This window comes from Pseudomonas sp. FG98 (assembly GCF_057808595.1).
In genome coordinates this window covers 41,953-68,925 of sequence record NZ_JBMDIJ010000005.1, presented here as the reverse complement: position 1 = coordinate 68,925, position 26,973 = coordinate 41,953, and the positions used below count along the sequence as shown (strand labels likewise).

Annotated in this window: 24 protein-coding genes; 14 read left to right on the top strand and 10 right to left on the bottom strand. The window is 64.1% G+C overall.

Translation table 11 applies throughout. The features are described from left to right. Positions 1-35: 35 nt before the first annotated feature. The 7 genes from ispC to rpsB all read right to left on the bottom strand — a co-directional run bounded on the left by ispC (position 36) and on the right by rpsB (position 6,090). Entirely contained in the window at positions 36-1,226 is a 1,191-nt protein-coding gene (ispC, locus tag ACODSK_RS05320; RefSeq protein ID WP_489014389.1) for a 1-deoxy-D-xylulose-5-phosphate reductoisomerase, read from the bottom strand. Beyond that, positions 1,223-2,038: a phosphatidate cytidylyltransferase gene (locus ACODSK_RS05315; RefSeq protein WP_489014388.1), complete on the bottom strand. Its 816-nt coding sequence runs from the start codon at positions 2,036-2,038 to the stop codon at positions 1,223-1,225. Before ACODSK_RS05315 ends, ispC begins: the two co-directional genes overlap by 4 nt. Further along, positions 2,038-2,793, bottom strand: coding sequence for a polyprenyl diphosphate synthase (gene uppS / locus ACODSK_RS05310; RefSeq protein WP_489014386.1), 756 nt, complete (start codon positions 2,791-2,793; stop codon positions 2,038-2,040). Before uppS ends, ACODSK_RS05315 begins: the two co-directional genes overlap by 1 nt. A gap of 16 nt (positions 2,794-2,809) precedes the next feature. Continuing rightward, complete coding sequence (gene frr, locus ACODSK_RS05305; protein ID WP_489014385.1) at positions 2,810-3,367, bottom strand: ribosome recycling factor; 558 nt, start codon at positions 3,365-3,367, stop codon at positions 2,810-2,812. Beyond that, the gene (gene pyrH, locus ACODSK_RS05300; protein WP_330076239.1) at positions 3,364-4,107 is read right to left on the bottom strand and encodes a UMP kinase; all 744 of its coding nucleotides are present in this window, start codon (positions 4,105-4,107) and stop codon (positions 3,364-3,366) included. The genes frr and pyrH overlap by 4 nt, the downstream gene beginning before the upstream one ends. A 195-nt stretch (positions 4,108-4,302) precedes the next feature. Further along, on the bottom strand, positions 4,303-5,169 hold the full coding sequence (gene tsf, locus ACODSK_RS05295) for a translation elongation factor Ts (protein ID WP_489014383.1): 867 nt from the start codon (positions 5,167-5,169) through the stop codon (positions 4,303-4,305). 189 nt (positions 5,170-5,358) lie between these two features. Beyond that, positions 5,359-6,090: a 30S ribosomal protein S2 gene (gene rpsB, locus ACODSK_RS05290; RefSeq protein ID WP_009395267.1), complete on the bottom strand. Its 732-nt coding sequence runs from the start codon at positions 6,088-6,090 to the stop codon at positions 5,359-5,361. Between the two features lie 345 nt (positions 6,091-6,435). Here rpsB and map point away from each other — a divergent pair, with 345 nt between their 5' ends. The 3 genes from map to dapC are packed head-to-tail and all read left to right on the top strand — an operon-like array spanning position 6,436 to position 11,158. Further along, positions 6,436-7,218, top strand: coding sequence for a type I methionyl aminopeptidase (gene map, locus ACODSK_RS05285; RefSeq protein ID WP_489014381.1), 783 nt, complete (start codon positions 6,436-6,438; stop codon positions 7,216-7,218). Between the two features lie 17 nt (positions 7,219-7,235). Continuing rightward, the gene (locus ACODSK_RS05280; protein ID WP_489014379.1) at positions 7,236-9,938 is read left to right on the top strand and encodes a [protein-PII] uridylyltransferase; all 2,703 of its coding nucleotides are present in this window, start codon (positions 7,236-7,238) and stop codon (positions 9,936-9,938) included. A gap of 23 nt (positions 9,939-9,961) precedes the next feature. After that, the gene (dapC, locus tag ACODSK_RS05275) at positions 9,962-11,158 is read left to right on the top strand and encodes a succinyldiaminopimelate transaminase (RefSeq protein WP_489014377.1); all 1,197 of its coding nucleotides are present in this window, start codon (positions 9,962-9,964) and stop codon (positions 11,156-11,158) included. Positions 11,159-11,440: 282 nt separating this feature from the next. On the opposite strand, the gene ACODSK_RS05270 is transcribed toward dapC, so the two are convergent. Further along, positions 11,441-13,087: a Na+/H+ antiporter gene (locus ACODSK_RS05270; protein ID WP_489014375.1), complete on the bottom strand. Its 1,647-nt coding sequence runs from the start codon at positions 13,085-13,087 to the stop codon at positions 11,441-11,443. Between the two features lie 212 nt (positions 13,088-13,299). Here ACODSK_RS05270 and pncA point away from each other — a divergent pair, with 212 nt between their 5' ends. The 5 genes from pncA to ACODSK_RS05245 all read left to right on the top strand — a co-directional run bounded on the left by pncA (position 13,300) and on the right by ACODSK_RS05245 (position 17,183). Continuing rightward, positions 13,300-13,965, top strand: a complete 666-nt coding sequence (gene pncA, locus ACODSK_RS05265; RefSeq protein ID WP_489014373.1) for a bifunctional nicotinamidase/pyrazinamidase — start codon at positions 13,300-13,302, stop codon at positions 13,963-13,965. Between the two features lie 129 nt (positions 13,966-14,094). Further along, complete coding sequence (locus ACODSK_RS05260) at positions 14,095-14,442, top strand: ArsC family reductase (RefSeq protein WP_489014372.1); 348 nt, start codon at positions 14,095-14,097, stop codon at positions 14,440-14,442. 39 nt (positions 14,443-14,481) lie between these two features. Further along, entirely contained in the window at positions 14,482-15,516 is a 1,035-nt protein-coding gene (gene dapD, locus ACODSK_RS05255; protein WP_489014370.1) for a 2,3,4,5-tetrahydropyridine-2,6-dicarboxylate N-succinyltransferase, read from the top strand. Between the two features lie 54 nt (positions 15,517-15,570). Further along, entirely contained in the window at positions 15,571-16,776 is a 1,206-nt protein-coding gene (locus ACODSK_RS05250) for an aminotransferase class V-fold PLP-dependent enzyme (protein WP_489014368.1), read from the top strand. Further along, a complete protein-coding gene (locus ACODSK_RS05245; protein WP_489014366.1) occupies positions 16,773-17,183 on the top strand; it encodes a SufE family protein in 411 nt (136 codons plus the stop codon). Before ACODSK_RS05250 ends, ACODSK_RS05245 begins: the two co-directional genes overlap by 4 nt. Here the strand turns inward: ACODSK_RS05245 and tcdA are convergent. Next, on the bottom strand, positions 17,162-17,986 hold the full coding sequence (tcdA, locus tag ACODSK_RS05240; RefSeq protein WP_489014364.1) for a tRNA cyclic N6-threonylcarbamoyladenosine(37) synthase TcdA: 825 nt from the start codon (positions 17,984-17,986) through the stop codon (positions 17,162-17,164). The genes ACODSK_RS05245 and tcdA overlap by 22 nt on opposite strands. Before the next feature lie 291 nt (positions 17,987-18,277). On the opposite strand from tcdA, the gene ACODSK_RS05235 reads away from it, so the two are divergent. The 4 genes from ACODSK_RS05235 (at position 18,278) to ACODSK_RS05220 (ending at position 23,459) form a co-directional block, all read left to right on the top strand. After that, positions 18,278-20,866, top strand: a complete 2,589-nt coding sequence (locus ACODSK_RS05235) for a glycosyltransferase (protein WP_489014362.1) — start codon at positions 18,278-18,280, stop codon at positions 20,864-20,866. Between the two features lie 231 nt (positions 20,867-21,097). After that, positions 21,098-22,249, top strand: a complete 1,152-nt coding sequence (gene dapE, locus ACODSK_RS05230; RefSeq protein WP_489014360.1) for a succinyl-diaminopimelate desuccinylase — start codon at positions 21,098-21,100, stop codon at positions 22,247-22,249. Then, the gene (locus ACODSK_RS05225; protein ID WP_489014358.1) at positions 22,249-23,061 is read left to right on the top strand and encodes a putative RNA methyltransferase; all 813 of its coding nucleotides are present in this window, start codon (positions 22,249-22,251) and stop codon (positions 23,059-23,061) included. Before dapE ends, ACODSK_RS05225 begins: the two co-directional genes overlap by 1 nt. 20 nt (positions 23,062-23,081) lie before the next feature. Beyond that, positions 23,082-23,459, top strand: a complete 378-nt coding sequence (locus ACODSK_RS05220) for a hypothetical protein (RefSeq protein WP_489014357.1) — start codon at positions 23,082-23,084, stop codon at positions 23,457-23,459. A gap of 54 nt (positions 23,460-23,513) precedes the next feature. On the opposite strand, the gene ACODSK_RS05215 is transcribed toward ACODSK_RS05220, so the two are convergent. Next, positions 23,514-23,723, bottom strand: a complete 210-nt coding sequence (locus ACODSK_RS05215) for a cold-shock protein (RefSeq protein ID WP_009395290.1) — start codon at positions 23,721-23,723, stop codon at positions 23,514-23,516. A gap of 219 nt (positions 23,724-23,942) precedes the next feature. On the opposite strand from ACODSK_RS05215, the gene plsB reads away from it, so the two are divergent. After that, positions 23,943-26,432 (top strand): glycerol-3-phosphate 1-O-acyltransferase PlsB, encoded by a 2,490-nt coding sequence (gene plsB, locus ACODSK_RS05210; RefSeq protein ID WP_489014356.1) that lies wholly within the window; start codon positions 23,943-23,945, stop codon positions 26,430-26,432. Between the two features lie 120 nt (positions 26,433-26,552). After that, positions 26,553-26,951, top strand: coding sequence for a YbaY family lipoprotein (locus ACODSK_RS05205; RefSeq protein WP_489014354.1), 399 nt, complete (start codon positions 26,553-26,555; stop codon positions 26,949-26,951). The last annotated feature ends 22 nt before the right edge of the window (positions 26,952-26,973 follow it).

The window sequence follows — 26,973 nt, the reverse complement described above, 5'->3', positions numbered from 1 at the left end:
TCCGAATAACGTTCAGCCGGGCCGGCCTCGACACCTCAACGCCCGTGACGGGACAACCATTCCCCCGCCAGTTCCCGGGCACGCTGGTCAGCGGCGAATACCGCATCGAGCGAGTCCACGGCAACCACCGGCTCCCGCTCGAGTACCTGCTCGATCATACTCGCGATCTCCGGGAAGCGGATGCGCCGCCGAAGAAAGGCTTCCACGGCGATTTCATTGGCCGCGTTGAGCACCGCCGGGGCACTGTTACCAGCCTCGGCCGCTTCACGGGCCAGGCGCAGGCAGGGGAAGCGCTGCTCATCCGGCGCTTCGAAGTCGAGACGGGCGATGGCGAACAGGTCAAGGGCCGGTACACCAGAATCGATCCGCTCGGGCCAGGCCAGGGCATTGGCGATCGGCGTACGCATGTCCGGGTTGCCCAACTGGGCCAGGACAGATCCGTCCACGTAATCGACGAGGGAGTGAATCACACTTTGCGGATGCACCACCACCTCGACCCGGGACGGTGGTGCGTCGAACAGCCAGCAGGCCTCGATCAGTTCGAGCCCTTTGTTCATCATGCTCGCGGAGTCGACCGAGATCTTCCGACCCATGGACCAGTTTGGATGGGCGCAAGCCTGCTCGGGGGTCACCCGCTCCAGCTCGACGGATGGAGTCTGGCGGAACGGTCCGCCGGAAGCGGTCAGCAGGATACGGCGAACGCCAACCTGGTCCAGACCACGGGCATAGTCGACCGGCAGGCACTGGAAGATGGCATTGTGCTCGCTGTCGATGGGCAGCAGTACCGCGTTGTTGCGCCGCACGGCATCCATGAACAACGCACCGGACATCACCAGCGCTTCCTTGTTGGCCAGAAGGACCTTCTTGCCCGCCTCCACGGCCGCCAGGGTCGGACGCAGGCCCGCCGCACCGACGATCGCCGCCATCACCGCATCGACCTGCGGGTCGGCAGCCACGGCGCACAGCCCCCGCTCACCCACCAGCACCTCGGTACGAGAACCGGCGGCATTGAGCCCGGCGCGCAAGGTCGCGGCGGACGCCTCGTCCGGCACCACGGCGAACACCGGCGCATGCTTCAGGCACAGCGCGAGCAGCTCGTCCAGGCGCGAATAGCCACTCAGGGCGAAGGTTTCGTAGCGATCAGGATGACGAGCAATGACATCCAGGGTGCTCAGGCCGATGGAGCCGGTGGCACCGAGCACGGTAATACGTTGAACGCGGCTCACATCACGCCCCAATCGGCAGCCCAGAGCAACACGGCAAACAGGGGAATGGCCGCAGTCAGGCTGTCGATACGATCAAGAATGCCACCATGCCCCGGCAGCAGGTTGCTGCTGTCCTTGATCCCGGAGCGCCGCTTGAACATGCTCTCGGTCAGGTCGCCCACCACCGAGCCCATGACGATCAGGGCAGCCCCGAGCACACCAAGCAGCAGCTCGCCGACACTCCAGCCGCGCACCAGGCCGACGCCCAGGGTAATGACCAGGCTCAGCGCCAGGCCACCGTAGACCCCTTCCCAGCTTTTCCCGGGACTGACCTGCGGAGCCAGCTTGCGCTTGCCGAAGGCTCGACCGGAGAAGTACGCACCGATGTCCGCCCCCCAGACCAGCACCATGACCGCGAGAATCAGCCAGTTGCCCATGGCCCAGTGCTTCAGCAGCACCAGCCCCTGCCAGGCCGGCAACAGGATCAGGGCACCGATCAGCAGGCGACAGGCGGCGCTGGCCCACAGCTCGCTGCTGCGCGGATAGGTCATCACCAGCCAGGTCGCCAGGCCCCACCACAACACCGACGCTCCAAGCACCCAGGGCGCGAGGTCCGGCATCAGATGAAGCAGCATCAGCAATCCGGCGATAACCGCGGCGTATGCCACGCGCAGCACCTGGGCCATCAGGCCGGCGAGCCGGGCCCACTCCCAGGCCCCAAGGGTGACCACCAGGCCGATGAACAGGGCAAAATCCCCGCCGTCGAGCAGGAAGAAGCCCCCCAGGGCGATCGGCAACAGGATCAGCGCGGTAATGATGCGTTGTTTGAGCATTAAGCACGGGCTCCAGCTTCGACCTGCTCGCTGGTTTTACCGAAACGGCGCTGGCGCGAAGCGAAATCGGCCAGCGCATTGCGCATGGCCTCGTGTTTGAAGTCCGGCCAGAAGAGGTCGGAGAAGTACAGCTCAGCGTAGGCCAGCTGCCACAACAGGAAGTTGCTGATGCGGTGCTCGCCGCCGGTGCGGATGCACAGGTCCGGCAACGGCAGGTCACCAGTGGCCAGGCAGGTCTGCAACAGCTCGGGAGTGATGTCCTCCGGCCGCAGATGACCGGCCTGGACCTCGCGTGCCAGGCGCTGGGCGGCCTGGGCGATATCCCACTGACCGCCGTAGTTGGCGGCGATCTGCAGGATGAAGCGATTGTTGCCAGCGGTCAGCGCTTCGGCTTCGCGCATGGCGGCCTGCAGCTCCGGATGGAACCGCGAGCGGTCTCCGATGATGCGCAGGCTGATGTTGTTTTCGTTGAGGCGCTTGGCTTCCCGGCGCAGGGCCGAGAAGAACAGCTCCATCAACGCCCCGACCTCATCGGCCGGGCGCTGCCAGTTTTCGCTGGAGAAGGCGAACAGGGTCAGCACTTCGACCTTGGCTTCCGCGCAGACCTCGATAACGGCCCGTACTGCATCCACACCAGCCTTGTGCCCGGCGACGCCGGGCAACAGGCGTTTCTTCGCCCAGCGATTATTTCCGTCCATGATGATCGCCACGTGGCGCGGCACCGAGGACGGCACACCCTGCTTGCTCTTTTCCATTAAAAAAGCCCCGACCTTAAACGGCCATCAGGTCCTTTTCTTTTGCTTCCAGAGCCTTGTCGACTTCAGCGACGAACTTGTCGGTGAGCTTTTGCAGCTCGTCGGAGGCACGACGCTCTTCGTCTTCGCTGATTTCCTTGTCCTTGGCCAGCTTCTTCAGGTCGGCCAGGGCATCACGACGCACGTTGCGCACGGCAACCTTGGCATCTTCGGCGACGCCACGAGCCTGCTTGGTGTAGCCCTTGCGGGTCTCTTCGGTCAGGGCCGGCATCGGTACGCGAATGGTGGTGCCGGCGCTGCTCGGGTTCAGGCCCAGGTCCGAAGTCAGGATGGCCTTCTCGATCGCAGCGCTCAGGTTTTTGTCGTGAGCAACGATTTTCAGGGTACGGGCGTCTTCGACGCTGACCGCGGCCACCTGATTCAGCGGCATCTCGCTACCCCAGGCCGGGACCTTGACGCTGTCCAGGATGCTCGGGTGGGCGCGACCGGTACGGATCGCCGCCAGGTTGCGGCCCAGTGCCTCAATGGACTTGCCCATGCGGTCCTGAGCGTCTTTCTTGATATCGTTGATCATTCTTCGCCTTCCTCGATCAGAGTTCCTTCAGCGCCGCCCACTACGATGTTCAGCAAGGCGCCAGGCTTGTTCATGTTGAATACCCGCAACGGCATCTTGTGGTCACGGCACAGGCAGATTGCGGTGAGGTCCATCACGCCGAGCTTGCGGTCGAGCACTTCGTCGTACGTCAGACGATCGAATTTCTCGGCATGCGGATCCTTGAATGGATCGGCAGTGTACACGCCGTCGACCTTGGTTGCCTTCAATACAACGTCAGCATCGATTTCAATGGCGCGCAGGCAGGCGGCCGAGTCGGTAGTGAAGAACGGGTTACCGGTACCTGCGGAGAAAATCACCACGTCGCCGGAGTTGAGATGGCGGATACCCTTGCGGCGGTCATAGTGATCGGTAACGCCAACCATGGAAATGGCCGACATGACGATCGCGGGGATGTTCGAGCGTTCCAGGGCGTCGCGCATGGCCAGGGCATTCATCACGGTCGCCAGCATACCCATGTGGTCACCGGTGACGCGGTCCATGCCGGCCGCGCTCAGGGCCGCACCACGGAACAGGTTGCCGCCACCGATCACCAGGCCGACCTGGACACCGATACCGACCAGTTGGCCCACTTCCAGGGCCATGCGATCCAGCACCTTCGGGTCGATCCCGAAGTCTTCCGAGCCCATCAGGGCCTCGCCGCTAAGTTTGAGCAAAATGCGTTTATAGCGAGGTTGACGACCACTAACCTGCTGAGCCATTGCGAATCTCTCCTGCGGCGTTTGTATAAATTCCGGGCGGGCTGTTTTCAGCCTGCGCCAACTGTAGCTTGGCACCCACAGGGTGCCAGTGCGCAAACGAATCTCGGCTTTTGACACAAAAAGCGTTCGCGCTTTGACAAAGAGGCTGCGCGCGTGAGCGGGCAGCCTCTTTGGGGCGACAGAGGTAAATCCGTCTTATTGCTTCTGGGCAGCAGCCACTTGAGCGGCAACTTCATCAGCGAAGTTGTCGACTGGCTTCTCGATGCCCTCACCTACCGCAAAGCGGGTGAAGGAAACGATTTCAGCGCCGCCTTTCTTGGCCAGGGCACCAACGGTGATTTCCGGGTCCTTGACGAAGGCTTGCTCGACCAGGCTGGCTTCAGCCAGGAACTTGGTGATACGGCCGCTGATCATCTTCTCGACGATTTCAGCTGGCTTGCCTTTCATCTTGTCTTCGTTCAGTTGCAGGAAGACGCCCTTCTCGCGCTCGATCGCTTCGGCGGAAACTTCCGACGGCAGCAGGAACTCAGGGTTGCTGGCAGCCACGTGCATGGCGATGTCCTTGGCCAGCTCGACGGTGCCGCCCTTCAGGGAGACCACGACGCCGATCTTGTTGCCGTGCAGGTAGGAACCCAGTACGTCACCTTCAACACGCGCCAGACGACGGATGTTGACGTTTTCGCCAGTCTTGGCAACCAGGGCCAGACGAGCTTCTTCCTGAGCGGCGATCAGCGGAGCAACGTCGGTCAGTTTGTCGTTGAAGGCTTTTTCGACGCTGGCAGCGACGAATGCCTTGAAGTCGTCCTGCAGAGCCAGGAAGTCGGTCTGCGAGTTGACTTCGATCAGGGTGGCGGACTTGCCGTCATCCTTGATGGCGATGGCGCCTTCGGCGGCAATGTTGCCAGCCTTCTTGGCAGCCTTGATGGCGCCGGAAGCGCGCATGTCGTCAATGGCTTTCTCGATATCGCCGCCAGCCTTGGTGAGGGCTTTCTTGCAATCCATCATGCCTTCGCCAGTACGCTCGCGCAGTTCTTTTACCAGCGCTGCAGTAATTTCTGCCATTTCAAAATCCTCTTGGATAGGTTTTCAACCATTCCACCCGCTGTTCACGGGGGCTTCAATTCTGGAAATCAACAGCCTGTCTCATAGGCGGCGCGTCGATGATGCGGACACTAGGCGACAGGAGGATTTCAAGGTGGCAAAAAGGGGGCCAAGCCCCCTTTTTGCGTGCCAAGTCGACGCGAGCGTCACTTACTCGGCAGCTGGCGCTTCTTCAGCGTAAACTTCGGTGCCGCCGGCAACGTTGTTGCGACCACGGATGACGGCGTCAGCCATCGAACCCATGTACAGCTGGATAGCGCGGATGGCGTCGTCGTTACCTGGGATAACGTAGTCAACGCCTTCTGGGCTGCTGTTGGTATCGACAACGCCGATGACCGGGATGCCCAGCTTGTTGGCTTCGGTGATAGCAATGCGCTCGTGCTCGACGTCGATCACGAACAGTGCGTCCGGCAGGCCGCCCATGTCCTTGATACCGCCCAGGCTGCGATCCAGTTTTTCCAGATCACGGGAGCGCATCAGGGCTTCTTTCTTGGTCAGCTTGGCGAAGGTACCGTCTTCAGCCTGGGTTTCCAGCTCGCGCAGACGCTTGATCGAAGCACGGATGGTCTTGTAGTTGGTCAGCATGCCGCCCAACCAGCGGTGGTCGACGTACGGCGAGCCGCAACGTGCTGCTTCTTCAGCAACGATCTTGCCAGCGGAACGCTTGGTGCCGACGAACAGGATCTTGTTCTTGCCCTGAGCCAGACGCTCTACGAAGGTCAGAGCTTCGTTGAACATTGGCAGGGTTTTTTCCAGGTTGATGATGTGAATCTTGTTGCGCGCGCCGAAAATGAACTTGCCCATTTTCGGGTTCCAGTAACGGGTCTGGTGGCCGAAGTGCACACCGGCCTTCAGCATATCGCGCATGTTGACTTGGGACATGATAGTTCCTTGATAAGTCGGGTTGGGCCTCCACGCATCCCAATGACCAACCCGCAGATCCAGTGGATCGGGGCACCCAGGTCACCGTGTCGATACGTGTGTGGGTTTGAGCTTTGGGGGCCATCCCCGCAAAGCGGCGCACTTTATACCACACTCGAATGACCAACGAAACCCGAATTGCCAATCACCCCCGGCCTTTTGCGCCCGGCCCCCAATCACGCCAGAATGCCATCATCCATATAAAGGCAACCACGCGCTGTGTGAGGTCCTGAAGCACGCCGCGCTCTGCTAGAATCGCGCCTTTCCTGTTCGCCCGCGCCGCCATGGCGCCGTAGAGAGCCTGCAATGACCGTCACCATCAAAACCGCCGAAGACATCGAAAAGATGCGCATCGCCGGCCGCCTTGCCGCCGAAGTCCTGGAAATGATCGAAGAACACGTCAAGCCCGGCGTGACCACCGAGGAACTGGACCGCATCTGCCACGACTACATCGTCAACGTCCAGCAGGCCATCCCCGCGCCCCTCAACTACAAGGGCTTCCCCAAGTCGATCTGCACCTCGATCAACCATGTGGTATGCCACGGCATTCCCAATGAAAAGCCACTGAAGGCCGGCGATACCCTGAACATCGACGTCACCGTGATCAAGGACGGCTACCACGGCGACACCAGCCGCATGTTCCACGTCGGCACCGTGCCGGTCTGGGCCGAGCGCCTGTCCAAGGTCACCCAGGAATGCCTGTACAAGGCGATCGAGATCATCAAGCCCGGCACCCGCCTGGGCGATATCGGCGAAGTGATCCAGAAACACGCGGAAAAGAACGGTTTCTCGGTGGTCCGCGAATTCTGCGGCCACGGCATCGGCAAGGTGTTCCATGAAGAGCCGCAGATCCTTCACTACGGCCGCGCCGGCACCGGCATGGAACTCAAGGAAGGCATGACCTTCACCATCGAGCCGATGATCAACCAGGGCAAAGCCGACACCAAGGTCCTCGGCGACGGCTGGACCGCCATCACCAAGGACCGCAAGCTGTCCGCCCAGTGGGAACACACCCTGGTGGTGACCGCCACGGGCTACGAAATCTTCACCCTGCGCAAAGACGACACCATTCCCCGTACCTCAGCCTGACCAGACAGGACGATTCGATGCCCCAGGTGGATCCCGAGCTGTTCGATCGTGGCCAGTTCCAGGCGGAACTGGCCCTCAAGTCAAGCCCCATCGCGGCGTTCAAGAAGGCCATACGCCGCGCCGGCGAGGTGCTTGACCAGCGTTTTCGCGACGGCCGCGACATCCGCCGCCTGATCGAGGATCGCGCCTGGTTCGTCGACAATGTCCTGCAACAGGCCTGGAATCACTTCGACTGGAGCGACGAAGCCGATATCGCCCTGGTCGCGGTGGGTGGCTACGGCCGCGGCGAACTGCACCCGCACTCCGACATCGACCTGCTGATCCTGCTGGACAGCGCCGACCACGAGATTTTCCGCGATCCGATCGAGCGTTTCCTGACACTGCTGTGGGATATCGGCCTGGAAGTGGGCCAGAGCGTTCGCTCGGTGGACGAATGCGCCGAACAGGCCCGCGCCGACCTGACGGTGATCACCAACCTGATGGAAAGCCGCACCATCGCTGGCCCCGAGCGTCTGCGCCAGCGCATGCTCGACGTCACCAGCACCGCGCACATGTGGCCGAGCAAGGAGTTCTTCCTGGCCAAGCGCGCCGAGCAGAAGGCCCGCCACCACAAGTACAACGACACCGAGTACAACCTCGAACCCAACGTCAAGGGCTCCCCCGGTGGCCTGCGCGATATCCAGACGGTGCTCTGGGTCGCCCGCCGCCAGTACGGCACCCTGAACCTGCACGCCCTGGCTGGCGAAGGCTTCCTGCTGGAAGACGAAAACAAGCTGCTGGCGGCGTCCCAGGAGTTCCTCTGGAAAGTGCGCTACGCCCTGCACATGCTCGCCGGACGCGCCGAGGACCGCCTGCTGTTCGACCACCAGCGCAGCATCGCCGCCCTGCTCGGCTTCGTCGATGACAATCCCAAGCGCGCCATCGAACAGTTCATGCAGCAGTACTACCGGGTGGTCATGAGCATCGCCGAGCTCAGCGACCTGATCATCCAGCACTTCGAGGAAGTCATCCTCGCCGATGACACCAGTTCCAGCACCCAGCCGCTGAACGCGCGCTTCCAGTTGCACGATGGCTACATCGAGGCAGTACGCCCGAACGTGTTCAAACGCACCCCGTTCGCCATGCTGGAAATCTTCGTGCTGATGGCCCAGCACCCGGAAATCAAGGGCGTACGCGCGGATACCATCCGCCTGCTGCGGGAAAACCGCCACCTGATCGACGACAAGTTCCGCAACGACATCCGCAATACCAGCCTGTTCATCGAACTGTTCAAGTGCGAGATCGGCATCCACCGCAACCTGCGGCGGATGAACCGCTACGGCATCCTCGGCCGCTACCTGCCGGAGTTCGGCCTGATCGTCGGGCAGATGCAGCACGACCTGTTCCACATCTACACCGTGGACGCCCACACCCTGAACCTGATCAAGCACCTGCGCAAACTGCAGTACACGCCGGTGTCCGAGAAATTCCCGCTGGCCAGCAAGCTCATGGGCCGCCTGCCCAAGCCGGAACTGATCTACATGGCCGGGCTCTACCACGACATCGGCAAGGGTCGCCAGGGCGACCACTCGGAGCTGGGTGCGGTGGATGCGCAGATCTTCTGCGAACGGCACCAGTTGCCGGCGTGGGACAGCCGCCTGATCGTCTGGCTGGTGCAGAACCACCTGGTGATGTCCACCACCGCGCAGCGCAAGGACCTGTCCGACCCGCAGGTGATCCACGACTTCGCCCAGCATGTCGGCAACCAGGTGTACCTGGACTATCTCTACGTGCTGACCGTGGCCGACATCAACGCCACCAACCCCAGTCTGTGGAACTCCTGGCGTGCCAGCCTGCTGCGCCAGCTCTACACCGAGACCAAGCGCGCCCTGCGCCGCGGCCTGGAAAACCCGCTGGACCGCGAGGAACAGATTCGCCAGACCCAGAGCGCGGCACTGGACATCCTGGTCCGCGAGGGCAACGACCAGGACGACGTCGAGCAGCTCTGGTCGCAACTGGGCGACGACTATTTCCTCCGTCACACCGCCGCCGACGTGGCCTGGCACTCCGATGCGATCCTCCAGCAACCGGCCGACAGCGGCCCGCTGGTGCTGATCAAGGAAACCACCCAGCGCGAATTCGAGGGCGGCACGCAGATCTTCATCTATGCCCCCGACCAGCACGACTTTTTCGCCGTGACCGTGGCGGCCATGGACCAGCTCAACCTGAACATCCATGACGCGCGGATCATCACATCGAGCAGCCAGTTCACCCTCGACACCTACATCGTGCTCGACAACGACGGCGGCTCGATCGGCGACAATCCGCAGCGGGTCAAGCAGATCCGTGACGGACTCAGCGACGCCCTGCGCAACCCGGACGACTACCCGAACATCATCCACCGCCGGGTACCGCGACAGTTGAAACACTTCAACTTCGCCCCGCAGGTAACCATCCTCAACGACGCCCAGCGCCCGGTGACCATCCTCGAACTGATCGCCCCCGACCGCCCCGGCCTGCTGGCGCGGATCGGCAAGATCTTCCTGGATTTCGACCTGTCGCTGCAGAACGCCAAGATCGCCACCCTCGGCGAGCGCGTGGAAGACGTGTTCTTCATCACCGACGCCGACAACCAGCCACTTTCCGATCCGCAACTGTGCAGCCGCCTGCAGGACGCCATCGTCGAGCAGTTGCGGGTCGACCAGGCCAGCGGAACCGAATCCTTTCGCCTGACCATTTAATGCCTTGACGAGACCTCGCGCCGATGAACACCGCTTTGAACCAGCTTCAGCCCTACCCGTTCGAGAAACTCCGCGCCCTGCTGGGCGGCGTTACCCCCGCGGCGGACAAGCGCGCCATCGCCCTGTCGATCGGTGAGCCGAAGCACACCTCGCCCGCTTTCGTGGCCAAGGCCCTGGCCGACAACCTCGACCAGATGGCGGTCTACCCGACCACCCTCGGCTTGCCGGCCCTGCGCGAGTCCATCGCCCACTGGTGCGAACGGCGCTTCGGCGTACCGGCCGGCTGGCTGGATGCCGCACGCCATGTGCTGCCGGTCAACGGCACTCGCGAGGCACTGTTCTCCTTCACCCAGGCGGTGGTCGAGCGCAGCGATGACGGCCTGATCATCAGCCCGAACCCCTTCTACCAGATCTACGAAGGCGCGGCCCTGCTGGCCGGAGCCAAGCCGCACTACCTGGCCTGCCTCGACAGCAACGGCTTCAACCCGGACTTCGATGCGGTGCCGGCGGAGGTCTGGCAGCGCTGCCAGATCCTCTTCCTGTGCTCGCCAGGCAACCCCACCGGCGCCCTGGTGCCGCTGGAAACCCTGAAGAAACTCATCGCCCTTGCCGACCAGCATGACTTCGTCATCGCCGCCGACGAGTGCTACAGCGAGCTGTACTTCGACGAACAAAGCCCGCCACCGGGCCTGCTCAGCGCCTGCGCCGAACTGGGCCGCAGCGATTTCAAGCGCTGCGTGGTGTTCCACAGCCTGTCCAAGCGCTCCAACCTGCCGGGCCTGCGTTCCGGTTTCGTCGCTGGCGATGCCGAGATCCTCAAGGCCTTCCTGCTGTACCGCACCTACCACGGCTGCGCGATGCCGGTGCAAACCCAACTGGCGAGCATCGCCGCGTGGAACGACGAAGCCCATGTGCGCGACAACCGCGACCTGTACCGCGAGAAGTTCGACGCGGTGCTGGAGATCCTTGCACCGGTGCTGGACGTGCAAAAGCCCGACGGCGGCTTCTACCTGTGGGCCAAGGTGCCGGGCAACGATGATGCGGCGTTCTGCCGTGGCCTGTTCGAGCAGCAGCATGTGACCGTGGTGCCAGGCTCGTATCTGTCCCGTGACGTCGATGGCGTCAACCCGGGTGCCGGCCGTGTGCGCATGGCGCTGGTCGCACCGCTGGCCGAGTGCGTCGAGGCGGCCAAGCGGATTCGGGCGTTCATCGAAGGCTGATACCTCCAATCACTGGCAAGCCAGCCCCACAACGACCGCGTCGAACACGAATTTCGTGGCTGTCGCAGAACCCTGTGGGAGCTGGCATTGCCAGCGATGAGGCCCTCCAGAACAACACAGATCAGCAAGATCAATGTCGAGACAGGTGGCCTCATCGTCGGCAATCGGATCGCCGCCCGGCCGCTCCCACAGGGTTTTGGGCCAGTCACGGTATTGGTGCTCGACGCGCCCTCTGTGGGAGCTGGCTTGCCAGCGATGAAGCCATCAGCAGCAGCGACGGTCTCACTTCACCGCCCCCAGGTTGGCCTCGCTCATGTCCAGCTCGCCCAGCACCTTGCGCACCACGTCGTCGCCGACTTCATGATGGCGATGCATGCGGTACAGCTCCAGGCGCTGGGCGCGCAGCGCACGGAGACGCAGGCGGCGTTCGAGCTGGTCCATCTGCTCGGCCAGGGCACGGGCCTCGGCGCTGTCGTTGTAGGCATCGAGTTGCTGGCGGTACTCGGCCATCAGGCGCGCCTTGAGTTCAGCGGAAAGCGCCGCCTGCGAGGCATCCGGCGCAGCACCCGGCTCGGCGGTTTCCTCCGCTTCCAGAGCATGAATCGCCGCCTCGGCAGTGCGCCGCCAGGCTTCGTCGGCCTCCTGTTGCAAGGTGTCGTCCGGGCTCTTCGTCACCCCGCGCAGCAACAGCGGCAAGGCGACGCAAGCGCAGACCAGCGACAGCAGGATTACCCCGGCAGCGATGAAGATCAGCAGGTCCCGCTCGGGAAAGCCCTTGCCGGCACTGATCAGCAGCGGCACCGACATCACACCCGCCAGGGTCACCGCCCCGCGCACCCCACCGATGGTCAGCAACCAGCAGGAGCGTGCGTCCGGCAGCAACACCAGCTCCGACTTGCCGCGCCAGCGCCGCAACAGGCCGATCAGGCGCCAGATGCTCTGCACCCAGACGAAACGCAGGATCACCAGCACGGCGAAGATCGCCACCACATCCAGGCAGCGCCAGGCCAGGGTCGGCCAGAGCGACGCTTCGTGGCTGGTGACGGCCTTGATGATGTCCGGCAGTTGCAGGCCCAGCAGCAGGAAGATCAGGCCGTTGAAGGCGAACTCCAGCAGCGACCAGACGCTGCGGTTGAGCAGGCGCGTGCTGGTCTGCCGCGGCAGCAGGTCGAGCCAGCTCTGCATCATCCCCGCCGCCACCGCCGAGAGAATGCCCGAGGCACCCAGGCGCTCGGCCAGCACGTAGGCGGCGAACGGCAACAGCAGCATGAACACCACATGGGTAGCCGGATCGTCCCAACCGCGGGCGATCATCCAGGCGCGCAGACGCCCCACCAGCCAGCTCAGGGCGACGCCGATGGCCAGGCCGCCGATGGCCACGAGGACGAAGGTCAGGCTCGCCTCGGTCAGGGAGAACACCCCGGTGATCGCCGCAGCCAGGGCGAACTTGAAGGTCACCAGGCCCGAGGCGTCGTTCATCAGCGCCTCGCCCTGGAGCATATGCATCAGCGGAGTCGGCAGGCGGTCCTGGGTGATGGCCGAGACCGCCACCGCATCGGTGGGCGACAGCACGGCAGCCAAGGCGAAGGCTACGGGCAACGGAATGCTCGGAATGATCCAGTGGATGAAATAGCCGGCGCCGACCACGGTGAACAGCACCAGCCCCACGGCCAGGGTCAGGATCGGCCCGCGCAAACGCCACAGCTCACGCTTGGGCATGCGCCAGCCATCGGAAAACAGCAGCGGCGGCAGGAACAGAAAGAGGAAAAGCTCCGGATCGAGAGCCACGTGCAGACCAAGGGTCGGCCAGGCCAGCAGCGCCCCGGCGGCGATCTGCACCAGCGGCAGGGGCAGCGGGATCATGCGCCCGACCAGCTTGGAGACACTCACCAGCATCAGCAGGATGAGGACGGTATAGGCTGATTGCATACGGCGTGTTTCCCTGTTCGATTCAAAAGCATGACCGGACGGATGGACATAGGCCGGTCATTGGATACATATAGTAACGATCTGTCCCCCCGGCAGACCGCTGCACCTAAGTCGCAGGTCGCCGGGCAATATGTAACACCATGCTACACAAGAAGATTATTCAAGAAGCGCTGTTATAACTCCGCCACCGTGAATACAAGGAAGGCCCTTCGATGAGCACCGTACCTGGCAACGAAGCAGTAAAGACCGATAGCCCCGATCGCGCCCTGCTGGTGATCGATATCCAGAACGACTTCACCCCCGGCGGCGCCCTGGCCGTGCCCCAGGGGGATACGATCGTGCCGCTGGTCAACCGGATCGCCGAGGGTTTCGGCAACGTGGTCATGTCCCAGGACTGGCACCCCGCCGGGCATATTTCCTTCGCCTCCAGCCATCCGGGCGAGAAACCCTTCGACGTCATCGAATTGCCCTACGGCCCCCAGGTAATGTGGCCGGACCACTGCATCCAGGGCAGCCACGGTGCCGAATTCCATCCGCAGGTGGACATTCCCCACACCCAACTGATCGTGCGCAAGGGCGGTAATCCCCTGGTGGATAGCTACTCGGCGTTCTTCGAGGCCGACCGCAAGACCACCACCGGGCTGGCCGGTGCCCTACGCGAAAAGGGCATCGCAAGCGTCTACGTAGTGGGCCTGGCCCTGGACTTCTGCGTGACCTGGACCGCCCTTGATGCGCGTCGCGAGGGTTTCACCACCTATGTGGTGCTGGACGCCTGCCGGGCCATCGACAGCAACGGCTCGCTGGAACAGGCCATGGCCGAACTGGAGCAGGCCGGGGTGATTTTCATCGAGTCGCGGCAACTGCTGGGCAACGCCTGATAACGCATCGGTCAGAAGCCGGCGCCACAGCCGTGGCGCCGTGCCGATTGATACCGCATAATCCCGCCACCCCAATTTTCGAGGAGTTGTGGGGTCGTCCCAGGCACGCCTGGCGACCCTGGACGTTCAATGGCTTACATTCTCTACGGCATCAAAGCCTGTGACACGATGAAAAAAGCGCGTACCTGGCTCGAAGATAAAGCCATCGGCTACGACTTCCACGACTACAAGACCCAGGGCATCGACCGCGACAGCCTGAACCGCTGGTGCGACGAGCACGGCTGGGAAACCATCCTCAACCGTGCCGGCACCACCTTCCGCAAGCTCGATGACGCGCAGAAGGCCGACCTCGACCAGGCCAAGGCCGTCGAACTGATGCTCGCCCAACCGTCGATGATCAAGCGCCCGGTCCTCGACCTCGGCGGCAAGACCCTGGTGGGTTTCAAACCGGACCTGTACGCAGCCGCCCTGCAGTGAGCCGCCCGCTTTCAATCCATTTCAGTACGAGGTAACCGCATGTCCAACTCCCTGTTCAGCCTGGCCTTCGGCGTCGGCACGCAAAACCGTCAAGGCGCCTGGCTGGAAGTGTTCTACGCCCAGCCGCTGCTCAACCCGCCAGCCGAGCTGGTCGCCGCCGTCGCCCCGCTGCTGGGCTATGAAGGTGGCAACCAGGCCATCGCCTTCAGCCCGGCCCAGGCCGGCCAACTGGCCGACGCGGTCAAGTCGATCGACCCGGTCCAGGCCGCCCTGCTGACCCGCCTGGCCGAAAGCAGCAAGCCGCTGGTCGCCACCCTGCTCGCCGAAGACGCCACCCTGGCTTCGACGCCGGAAGCCTACCTGAAGCTGCACCTGCTCTCGCACCGCCTGGTCAAGCCGCATGGCCTGAGCCTGGCCGGCATCTTCCCGCTGCTGCCGAACGTGGCCTGGACCAGCCAGGGCGCCATCGACCTCGGCGAACTGGCCGAAGCGCAACTGGAGGCGCGCCTGAAAGGCGAGCTGCTGGAAGTGTTCTCGGTGGACAAGTTCCCGAAGATGACCGACTACGTCGTGCCGAGCGGCGTGCGTATCGCCGACAGCGCCCGCGTACGCCTGGGTGCCTACATCGGCGAAGGCACCACGATCATGCACGAAGGCTTCGTCAACTTTAACGCCGGCACCGAAGGCCCGGGCATGATCGAAGGCCGCGTATCCGCGGGTGTCTTCGTCGGCAAGGGTTCGGACCTGGGCGGCGGCTGCTCGACCATGGGCACCCTGTCCGGCGGCGGCAACATCGTCATCAAGGTCGGCGAAGGCTGCCTGATCGGCGCCAACGCCGGTATCGGCATCCCGCTGGGCGACCGCAACACCGTCGAAGCCGGCCTGTACATCACCGCCGGCACCAAGGTGCAACTGCTCGACGAGCAGAACCAGCTGGTGAAAGTGGTCAAGGCCCGCGACCTGGCCGGCCAGACCGACCTGCTGTTCCGCCGCAACTCGGTGACCGGTGCCGTGGAGTGCAAGACCCACAAGTCGGCGATCGAGCTGAACGAAGCGCTGCACGCCCACAACTAAGTGGTACGATCGGGTCTGGCCATTCGCCAGACCCGATACCCAGGCCCTACGAACATGTTCCAGCCCTCTCCCTGGCGCGCGGATTTTCCCGCCATCGCCACCTTGCAACGCCAGCACCAGACCTATCTGGACAGTGCGGCAACCACGCAAAAACCCCAGGCCCTGCTCGACGCCCTGACCCACTACTACGCGCATGGCGCAGCCAATGTGCATCGCGCCCAGCACCTGCCCGGCGCCCTCGCCACCCAGGCTTTCGAAGCCAGTCGCGACAAGGCTGCCGCCTGGCTGAATGCCGGAAGCAACGGGCAGATCGTCTTCACCCATGGCGCCACCTCGGCGCTGAATCTGCTGGCCTATGGCCTTGAGCATCGCCTGGAAGCCGGCGAAGAGATCGCCGTCAGCGCCCTCGAACACCACGCCAACCTGCTGCCCTGGCAACAGCTGGCCAAGCGCCGCGGCCTCAAGCTGGTGATCCTGCCGCTGGCGGACAACGGCCAGATTGACCTGGACGCGGCCCTGCAACTGATCGGCCCGCGTACCCGGGTGCTGGCGGTCAGCCAGTTGTCCAACGTGCTCGGCACCTGGCAACCCCTGCAACCGCTGCTCGATCACGCTCGCGCCCAGGGCGCCGTGACCGTGGTCGACGGTGCCCAGGGCATCGTCCACGGTCGCCACGACGTCAGCCGCCTCGGCTGCGACTTCTATGTATTTTCCAGCCACAAGCTGTACGGCCCGGACGGCCTCGGCGTGCTCTACGGGCGCAACGAAGCGCTGACTCGGCTGCGGCACTGGCAGTTCGGCGGCGAGATGGTGCAACTGGCCGGCTACCAGGAATCCAGCTTCCGCCCGGCACCACTGGGCTTCGAAGCCGGCACCCCGCCAATCGCCAGCGTGATCGGCCTGGGCGCGACACTCGATTACCTGGCCAGCCTCGACGCCAACGCGGTGACCGAACATGAAGCCGCCCTGCACCGCCACCTGCTGCGCGGCCTCAACGACCGCGAAGGCATCCGCCTCCTCGGTGCGCCACAAGCGGCCCTGGCCAGCTTCGTGGTGGAGGGCGTGCACAACGCCGACCTGTCCCACCTGCTGACCGAACAGGGCATCGCCGTACGCGCCGGTCATCACTGCGCCATGCCGCTGGTCAACAGCCTCGGCCTGGACGGCGCGATCCGCGTGTCCCTGGCGCTGTACAACGACTCGGACGATCTCCAGCACTTCTTCAGCGCCCTCGACCAGGCCCTGGAGCTGTTGCGATGAGCCTGCCAAGCGGCGCCCAGGAGGCGCTCGACACTTTCGCCGCCGCCTCCGGCTGGGAACAGCGCGCGCGCCTGCTGATGCAATGGGGCGAACGCCTGGCGCCACTGACGGATGAAGAAAAGGGTGAGGACAACCGCGTCCACGGTTGCGAAAGCCAGGTCTGGCTGGTCGCCCGGCAGGACGACGGGCGCTGGCGCTTTGCCGCAGCCAGTGATGCGCGCCTGATCCGTGGCTTGCTGGCCCTGCTGCTGGTGCGGGTCGAAGGCCTGTCCAGCGCCGAGTTGCAGCAACTCGACCTGCCCGGCTGGTTCAATCAGCTGGGCCTTGGCCGCCAGCTCTCGCCTTCACGCAGCAACGGCCTGAACGCCGTGCTGCAACGCATGGCTCAGCTCGCCGCCGGAGGCTGAGCCGGCTTGCGCTCGGATGGCCGGCGGGCGCCGGCCACCAGCTTGTCCACCGCCTTGCTCGCGGCGACCATGCCGAAGGTCGCGGTCACCATCATTACCGCGCCAAAGCCGCCGGCGCAGTCCAGCCGCGTCCCCTCACCTACGAAGCTCTTGTCCAGGCACACGCTGCCGTCGGGCTGCGGATAGCGCAGTTGCTCGGTGGAAAACACCACCGGCACGCCGTAGCTGCGGCTCTGGTTGCGCGAGAAGTTGTAGTCGCGGCGCAGGGTCGAACGCACTCGCGAGGCCAGCGGGTCGTTGTAGGTACGGTTGAGGTCGGCGACCTGGATCTGCGTCGGGTCGATCTGCCCGCCGGCGCCGCCGGTGCTGATGATGGTGATCTTGCGTCGCTTGCACCAGGCGATCAGCGCGGCCTTGGACATCACGCTGTCGATGCAGTCGATCACGCAATCGATGTCCTCGGTGATGTACTCGGCCATGGTCTCGCGGGTGACGAAGTCGCTCACCGCATGCACCCGGCACGCCGGGTTGATGGCGCGCAGGCGTTCGGCCGTCACCTCGACCTTGGCCTTGCCGACGTTGCCTTCCAGGGCATGGGCCTGGCGGTTGGTGTTGCTGACGCAGACATCGTCGAGGTCGAACAGCGAGATCTCGCCCACCCCGCTGCGGGCCAGGGCTTCCGCCGTCCACGAGCCGACGCCGCCGATACCGACCACCGCCACATGGGCGTCGCGCAAGCGTTGCAGGCCGTCGAGGCCGTACAGCCGGGCGATGCCGGCAAACCGTGGATCTTCGTTGCTCATGTCCTGCACCCCGCAAAAAACCGGCGCGCATTATAGGCCCCTGCGATGGCAATGACAGCGCCTTTGGACGGCCCGGCATTGGTCAGGAGGCGGGCAATGCTGCTTTAATGTCCGACGAAATGTCCTACGCTGCAAAAAGTCTTGGACGACACCGACGGGCTTGAGAACTTAGACCTCTTAAGAAAATCCAATGGCGGTCCGGTCAACATTCCCACAAGAACCGACCAGACGCCGCCCTGGATCCGCGCCTCCCGCGCTGGCCCGTTCCACTCTCCGGAACCAGAACTACTTATGTCATCGCGTAAATTTGGTCTCAACCTGGTGATCGTCATGGCGATCGCCGCGCTTTTCACCGGGTTCTGGGCGCTGATCAACCGCCCGGTGTCCGCGCCGAACTGGCCGGAGCAGATCTCCGGTTTCTCCTATTCGCCGTTCCGCCTCGGTGAAAGCCCGCAGAAGGGCCAATACCCGACCGAGGAGGAAATGCGCGCGGACCTCGAACAGCTGAGCAAGCTGACCGACAGCATCCGTACCTACACCGTCGAAGGCACCCAGGCGGAAATCCCGCGGCTGGCCGAGGAATTCGGCCTGCGGGTGACCCTGGGGATCTGGATCAGCCCGGACCAGGAGCGCAACGAACGGGAAATCCAGAAAGCCATCGAACTGGCCAACACCACCCGCAGCGTAGTGCGCGTGGTGGTCGGCAACGAGGCGCTGTTCCGCGAAGAAATCACCCCCGAGGCGCTGATCGTCTATCTGGACCGGGTCCGCGCGGCGGTGAAGGTGCCGGTGACCACCAGCGAGCAATGGCATATCTGGGAAAAGACCCCGCAACTGGCCAAGCACGTCGACCTGATCGCCGCGCACATCCTGCCGTACTGGGAATTCATTCCGATGAAGGATGCCGGCCAGTTCGTCCTCGACCGCGCCCGTGACCTCAAGCGCATGTTCCCGCGCAAACCGCTGCTGCTGTCCGAGGTCGGCTGGCCAAGCAACGGGCGCATGCGCGGCGGTGCCGACGCGACCCAGGCCGACCAGGCGATCTACCTGCGCACCTTGGTCAACAAGCTCAACCGCCAGGGCTACAACTACTTTGTCATCGAAGCCTACGACCAGCCGTGGAAGGCCAGCGACGAAGGCTCGGTGGGCGCCTACTGGGGCGTGTTCAACGCCGCCCGCCAGCAGAAATTCAACTTCGAAGGCCCGGTGGTGGCGATCCCGCAATGGCGGGTGCTGGCGGTGGGTTCGGTGGTCCTCGCCCTGCTCTCGCTGACCCTGCTGCTGATCGACGGCTCGGCCCTGCGCCAGCGCGGCCGCACCTTCCTGACCTTCATCGCCTTCCTCTGCGGATCGGTGCTGGTGTGGATCGGCTACGACTACAGCCAGCAATACAGCACCTGGTTCAGCCTGACCGTGGGCTTCCTCCTCGCCCTCGGTGCGCTCGGGGTGTTCATCGTCCTGCTGACCGAGGCCCACGAACTGGCGGAAACCGTGTGGAACAAGCGCCGCCGCGAGTTCCTCCCGGTGCACGCCGACGAAGCCTACCGGCCCAAGGTCTCGGTGCATGTGCCGTGCTACAACGAGCCGCCGGAGATGGTCAAGCAGACCCTCAACGCCCTGGCCGCCCTGGATTACCCGGACTACGAAGTCCTGATCATCGACAACAACACCAAGGACCCGGCGGTGTGGGAACCGATCAAGGCCCACTGCGAACTGCTCGGCGAGCGCTTCAAGTTCTTCCACGTCTCGCCCCTGGCCGGTTTCAAGGGTGGTGCGCTGAACTACCTGATCCCGCACACCGCCCCGGACGCCGAAGTGATCGCAGTGATCGACTCGGACTACTGCGTCGACCGCAACTGGCTCAAGCACATGGTTCCGCACTTCGCCGATCCGAAGATCGCCGTGGTGCAGTCGCCGCAGGACTACCGCGACCAGAACGAAAGCGCCTTCAAGAAGCTCTGCTACTCGGAATACAAGGGCTTCTTCCATATCGGCATGGTCACCCGCAACGACCGCGACGCGATCATCCAGCACGGCACCATGACCATGACCCGGCGCTCGGTGCTGGAAGAACTGGGCTGGGCCGACTGGTGCATCTGCGAGGACGCCGAGCTGGGCCTGCGCGTGTTCGAGAAGGGTTACTCCGCCGCCTATGCCCACCACAGCTACGGCAAGGGGCTGATGCCGGACACCTTCATCGACTTCAAGAAACAGCGCTTCCGCTGGGCCTATGGCGCCATCCAGATCATCAAGCGCCATGCCGCCTCGCTGCTGCGCGGCAAGGACAGCGAACTGACCCGTGGCCAGCGTTATCACTTCCTGGCCGGCTGGCTGCCATGGATCGCCGACGGCATGAACATCTTCTTCACCGTCGGCGCGCTGCTCTGGTCGGCGGCGATGATCATCGTGCCGCAGCGGGTCGACCCGCCGCTGCTGATCTTCGCCATCCCGCCGCTGGCGCTGTTCGTGTTCAAGGTGGGCAAGATCGTGTTCCTCTACCGCCGCGCGGTCGGGGTCAACATGAAGGACGCCTTCGCCGCCGCCCTGGCTGGCCTGGCGCTGTCGCACACCATCGCCAAGGCGGTGCTGTACGGTTTCTTCACCAGCAGCATCCCGTTCTTCCGCACGCCCAAGAATGCCGACAGCCATGGTTTGCTGGTGGCCCTGTCGGAGGCCCGTGAAGAGCTGTTCATCATGCTCCTGCTGTGGGGCGCGGCGGCCGGGATCTACCTGGTCCAGGGCCTGCCGAGCAACGACATGCGCTTCTGGGTGGCCATGCTGCTGGTGCAGTCGCTGCCGTATGTGGCGGCGCTGGTGATGGCGATGCTGTCGTCGCTGCCCAAGCCGGCTGAAGCCGTGGAGCCGGCACAGGCCTCCTGACCCCTGATCGATGGTGTGGCTGATGGCCTCATCGCTGGCAAGCCAGCTCCCACAAGGACTGCATGGACCCTGTGGGAGCTGGCTTGCCAGCGATGAGGCCATCAGTCACAGCACTCCCCTCCAGCCTTGTGCTCCCAGACAAACAGCAGCGATCCGCCGTCCTCCCGCCACACATTTGCTATAAGATAACGCCCCAAAATCGTACCCCCTGCCTTGCTCCCGGAGTCCTTCATGACGGCCCCCGCCGAACTCTCGCCCACCCTCGAACTGGCCTGCGACCTGATTCGCCGCCCCTCGGTGACCCCGCTCGACTTCGATTGCCAGAAACAGATGATGCAGCGCCTGGGCGACGCGGGTTTCACCCTGGAGCCGATGCGCATCGAGGACGTCGATAACTTCTGGGCCACCCACGGCACCCAGGACGGTCCGGTGCTGTGCTTCGCCGGGCATACCGACGTGGTTCCCACCGGCCCGGTGCAGGCCTGGCAGAACGATCCGTTCGAGGCGCTGATCGATGCCGACGGCATGCTCTGCGGTCGCGGCGCCGCCGATATGAAAGGCAGCCTGGCCGCGATGATCGTCGCCACCGAGCGCTTCGTCGCCGATTACCCGAACCACCGCGGCAAGGTCGCCTACCTGATCACCAGCGATGAAGAAGGCCCGGCCCACCATGGCACCAAGGCCGTGGTCGAACGCCTGCGCGAGCGTGGCGAGCGCCTGGACTGGTGCATCGTCGGCGAGCCGTCGAGCACCACCCTGGTCGGTGACGTGGTCAAGAACGGCCGTCGCGGCTCCCTCGGTGCCAAGCTCACCGTGCGCGGCAAGCAAGGCCACGTGGCCTACCCGCACCTGGCGAAGAACCCGATCCACCTGGCCGCCCCGGCCCTGGCAGACCTGGCCGCCGAGCACTGGGACGAAGGCAACGCGTTCTTCCCGCCAACCAGCTTCCAGATCTCCAACCTGAACTCCGGCACCGGCGCCACCAACGTGGTCCCGGGCGAGTTGACCGCGCTGTTCAACTTCCGCTTCTCCACCGAATCCACCGTCGAAGGCCTGCAACAGCGCGTCGCAGCGATCCTCGACAAGCACCAACTGGACTGGGACGTGGAATGGGCGCTGTCCGGCCTGCCGTTCCTCACCGAACCGGGCGACCTGCTGGACGCCGTATCCGCCAGCATCAAGGCGGTCACCGGCCGCGAGACCAAGGCTTCCACCAGCGGCGGCACCTCCGACGGGCGCTTCATCGCCACCCTCGGTACCCAGGTGGTCGAACTGGGCCCGGTCAACGCCACCATCCACCAGGTCAACGAGCGCATCCTCGCCAGCGACCTCGACGTGCTGACCGAGATCTACTACCAGACCCTGACCCGGTTGCTCGCCTGATGCTCACCTGCCCTATCTGCCGGGAGCCCCTGCGCGAACTCGACAACGGTGTCGGCTGCCCCGCCGGCCATCGTTTCGACCGGGCTCGCCAGGGCTACCTGAACCTGTTGCCGGTGCAGCACAAGAACAGCCGCGACCCGGGCGACAACCAAGCCATGGTCGAGGCCCGCCGCGACTTCCTCAATGCCGGTCATTACGCCCCGGTGGCCCGGCGCCTGGCCGAGCTGGCCGCCGAGCGCAATCCCGGGCGCTGGGTGGATATCGGTTGCGGCGAGGGTTACTACACCGCGCAACTCGCCGAAGCGCTGCCGGCAGCCGACGGTTATGCCCTGGACATCTCCCGCGAAGCAGTGAAGCGCGCCTGCAAACGCAGCCCGCAACTGACCTGGCTGGTGGCGAGCATGGCCCGGGTGCCGCTGGCCGACGCCAGTTGCCAGTTCATCGCCAGCGTGTTCAGCCCGCTGGACTGGCAGGAGGCACGCCGCCTGCTGAGCCCCGGCGGCGGCCTGATGCGGGTCGGCCCCACCAGCGGCCACCTGATGGAACTGCGCCAGAAGCTCTACGACGAAGTCCGTGACTACAGCGACGACAAGCACCTGGCCCTGGTCCCGGCGGACATGTCCCATGCCCACAGCGAAATCCTCGAATTCCGCCTGAGCCTGGCCAACCCCGCCGACCGCGCCAACCTGCTGGCGATGACGCCTCACGGCTGGCGTGCCAGCGCCGAACGACGCACGGCAGTGATCGAGCAGGCAGCGCCGTTCGAGGTCACGGTGTCGATGCGTTACGACTATTTTGTCCTGCCTGACTGAGGCCTTTGCGGAGAATCCCCATGCGCCAACCCGATATCGAGATCTACCTGAAGGACGCCGACGTCGACCACAAGCAGATCACCACCTGGCTGACCGAAGCACTGGGTCCGTGCAGCGAGTGGAAGCAGAAAGGCCAGACCTTCAAATGCACCGCCGGTGACATTCCTGTTACCTGGCTGCCCAAGGCCGTAGGAAAATGGAACAGTCTTTACCTGGAAAGTGACAACACGCCGTGGGAAGACGACATCGCCTGTGCCCGCGCCGCCCACGCCGCGCTGAACGTCGAAGTGCGTTGCGCACCGGGTAGCTGGGTCGAGGAAGAAGGCGAAGAAGATGCCGATCGCTGGATCCGCATCAGTGCCGATGGTGAAGAAGAGATCACCTGGCGCACCAGTTGAGGGACTGCAAGCTGCAAGCCTGGCGCGGTCAGCTTGCAGCTTGTGGCTGAATCCTTACAGTCCGACTACATCCTCGGCCTGCAGGCCTTTCTGGCCCTGGGTGAGGCTGTATTCGACCTGTTGCCCTTCGAGCAGGGTACGGTGCCCCTCGCCACGAATTGCACGGTAGTGAACGAAAACGTCCGCCCCGCCTTCACGTTGAATGAAGCCATAGCCCTTGGCGTCATTGAACCACTTCACACTTCCAGTCTCACGAGACGACATCAGTAACACTCCGGATTTTTATTTTGGACTCGCCTTGTCAGCGGGGGCATGGAACCCCTGCGTACGCCGCTTGCCGAAACTTCCTGCAAACAGCGGACCGAGTATAAGACAGACATAAATTATTTTTCATGACCAGGCCGGTTTTTGCTCAACTTACGCGGATACGGCACACTTGCCGCCTATCTGCACTAGCGTTCCACTTTCCAGAGCACACTCCACATGATCCATTCCCCCCTGCGCCGCCTGATCTTTGGCGCACTGCGCCGACTGTTGTACCTGTGGGTTCGCTCCGAGACCATCAACCAATCCTCCTTCACCCTCAACCTGGACCGCAGCCGTCCGGTGTTCTATGCCATCCAGTCGCCCTCGCTGACCGACCTCGCGGTACTGGACAAGGAATGCACCAAAGCAGGGCTGCCGCGCCCGGTGCTGCCCGTGGCCGTCGGCGACCTGATGGAACCTGCCGCGTTCTTCTACCTGACCCCGGAGCCCGACTGGCTCGGCCGCCAGTACAAGCGCGGCGCGCCACCGACCCTGGGCCGGCTGGTCAGCGCGGTCAGCCAGCAGCCCGAGCAGGATGCGCAGATCATTCCGGTCAGCGTGTTCTGGGGCCAGTCGCCGGCCAGCGAATCGAGCCCGTGGAAACTGCTGTTCGCCGACAGTTGGGCGGTCACCGGGCGCCTGCGTCGGCTGCTGACCATCCTGATCCTCGGACGCAAGACCCGGGTGCAGTTCTCCGCCCCCATCCATCTGCGCGAACTGGTCGACCACAACAAGGGCCACGAGCGCACCGTGCGCATGGCCCAGCGCCTGCTGCGGGTGCATTTCCGCAACCTGAAGTCGGCGGTGATCGGCCCGGACATTTCTCACCGGCGCAATCTGGTCAAGGGCCTGGTCCACGACCCGCTGGTGCGCCAGGCGATCGCCGACGAGGCCGAACGGGAGAAAATCCCGCTGGCCAAGGCCGAAGCAACGGCCCTGAAGTACGGCAACGAAATCGCCTCGGACTACACCTACACGGCGATCCGCTTCCTCGAAGTGGTGCTGAGCTGGTTCTGGAACAAGATCTACGACGGCATCAAGGTCAATCATATCGAGCAGGTCCAGGGCATCGCCCCCGGCCACGAGGTGATCTACGTCCCTTGCCACCGCAGCCATATCGACTACCTGCTGCTGTCCTACCTGCTGTTCCGCAACGGCCTGACCCCGCCGCACATCGCCGCCGGTATCAACCTCAACATGCCGGTGATCGGCGGCCTGCTGCGCCGGGGCGGGGCCTTCTTCATGCGCCGCACCTTCAAGGGCAATCCGCTGTACACCGCAGTGTTCAACGAATACCTGCACACCCTGTTCACCAAGGGCTTCCCGGTGGAGTACTTCGTCGAAGGCGGGCGCTCGCGCACCGGGCGCATGCTGCAGCCCAAGACCGGCATGCTGGCCATCACCCTGCGCAGCTTCCTGCGTTCGTCGCGCACGCCGATCGTGTTCGTGCCGGTGTACATCGGCTACGAGCGGGTGCTGGAAGGTCGCACCTACCTCGGCGAACTGCGCGGGGCGAGCAAGAAGAAAGAGTCGATCTTCGACATCTTCAAGGTGCTCGGCGCGCTCAAGCAGCGCTTCGGCCAGGTGTCGGTGAACTTCGGCGAGCCGATCCGCCTCAACCAGTTCCTCGACCAGCAGCAACCCGGCTGGCGCGAACAGCAACTGGCGCCGCAGTTCCGCCCGGCCTGGCTGAACGAAGCCACTTCGCGCCTGGGTGAGAAAGTCGCCCGCCACCTCAACGAAGCGGCGGCAATCAACCCGGTCAACCTGGTTGCCCTGGCGCTGCTCTCCACCAGCCGCCTGGCCCTCGACGAACGCGCCCTGACCCGCGTCCTCGACCTCTACCTGGCCCTGCTGCGCCAGGTGCCCTACTCGCCTCACACCACCCTGCCGGAGGGCGACGGACAGGCGCTGATCGAGCATGTTCGTGGCATGGACCTGCTCGCCGAGCAACGCGATGCCCTCGGCCGCATCCTCTACCTGGACGAGCAGAACGCCGTCCTGATGACCTACTACCGCAACAACGTCCTGCACATCTTCGCCCTGCCGGCGCTGCTGGCGAGCTTCTTCCAGAGCAGCTCGCGCATGAGCCGCGAGCTGATCCTGCAATACGTGCGTGCGCTTTACCCCTACCTGCAGTCCGAGCTGTTCATCCGCTGGGAAGCGGACGAACTGGATGCGGTGGTCGACCAGTGGCTGGCCGCCTTCGTCGAGCAAGGCCTGTTGCGTCACGAAAACGACGTGTACCTGCGCCCTGCGCCAAGCTCGCGGCAGTTCGTCCTGCTCACCCTGCTGGCCCGGGCCATCACCCAGACCCTGCAACGCTTCTACATGGCCACTTCGCTGCTGCTCAACAGCGGCCAGCACAGCCTCAGCGCCGAAGAGCTGGAAGACCTGTGCGTGGTCATGGCCCAGCGGCTGTCGATCCTGCACGGCCTGAACGCTCCGGAGTTCTTCGACAAGAGCCTGTTCCGCCACTTCATCCAGACCCTGGTGGAGCAACGCGTGTTGCGTCCGGACGAGGCCGGCAAGCTGGGCTTCCACGACAAGCTCGGCGAACTGGCCGAGGGCGCGGCCAAGCGCGTGCTGTCGGCCGAAGTGCGCCTGTCGATCCGCCAGGTAGCCCTGCACCGCGATGAACACAGCGGCAGCGAACAACCCGCCTGAACGCCTTCCCGGCCTGCTACTGATGATTAGTCCTACAGCAGGCCGGGACATCGGCTACTCAATATTCCGCTACAGTCCTGAAATGTCGGCGCGTTGCCGACACCCATTCACGGAGATCCCATGAAAAAGCTCTTGATGCTGTGCTGCGCCTCCCTGCTCGCAGCCTGCTCCAGCCAAGCCCTGTCTTCCAAAGCCAGCCTCGATGGCGAAGTGTTCTACCTGCAGCGCAGCGCCTTGCCCCCCAGTGCGACCCTGACTGTCGCCCTGCAGGACATTTCCCTCGCCGACGCCCCCGCCGTTACCCTGGCGCGTCAGAGCGGTCCGGTTAAAGGCCAGGTGCCACTGCCCTTCCATCTGAGCTACGATCCGGCCCAGGTCAAACCCGGACACCGCTACGCCGTCAGTGCCCGGATCGAGCTGGACGGCAAGCTGCTGTTCATCAACACCCGGCAGCACAGCGTCACGCTCGACGGCAACGACCCGCAGCCGCTGAAGATCAAGGTTGATCCGGTGCGCTGACTTCCCCGTTCACCCGCTTGCA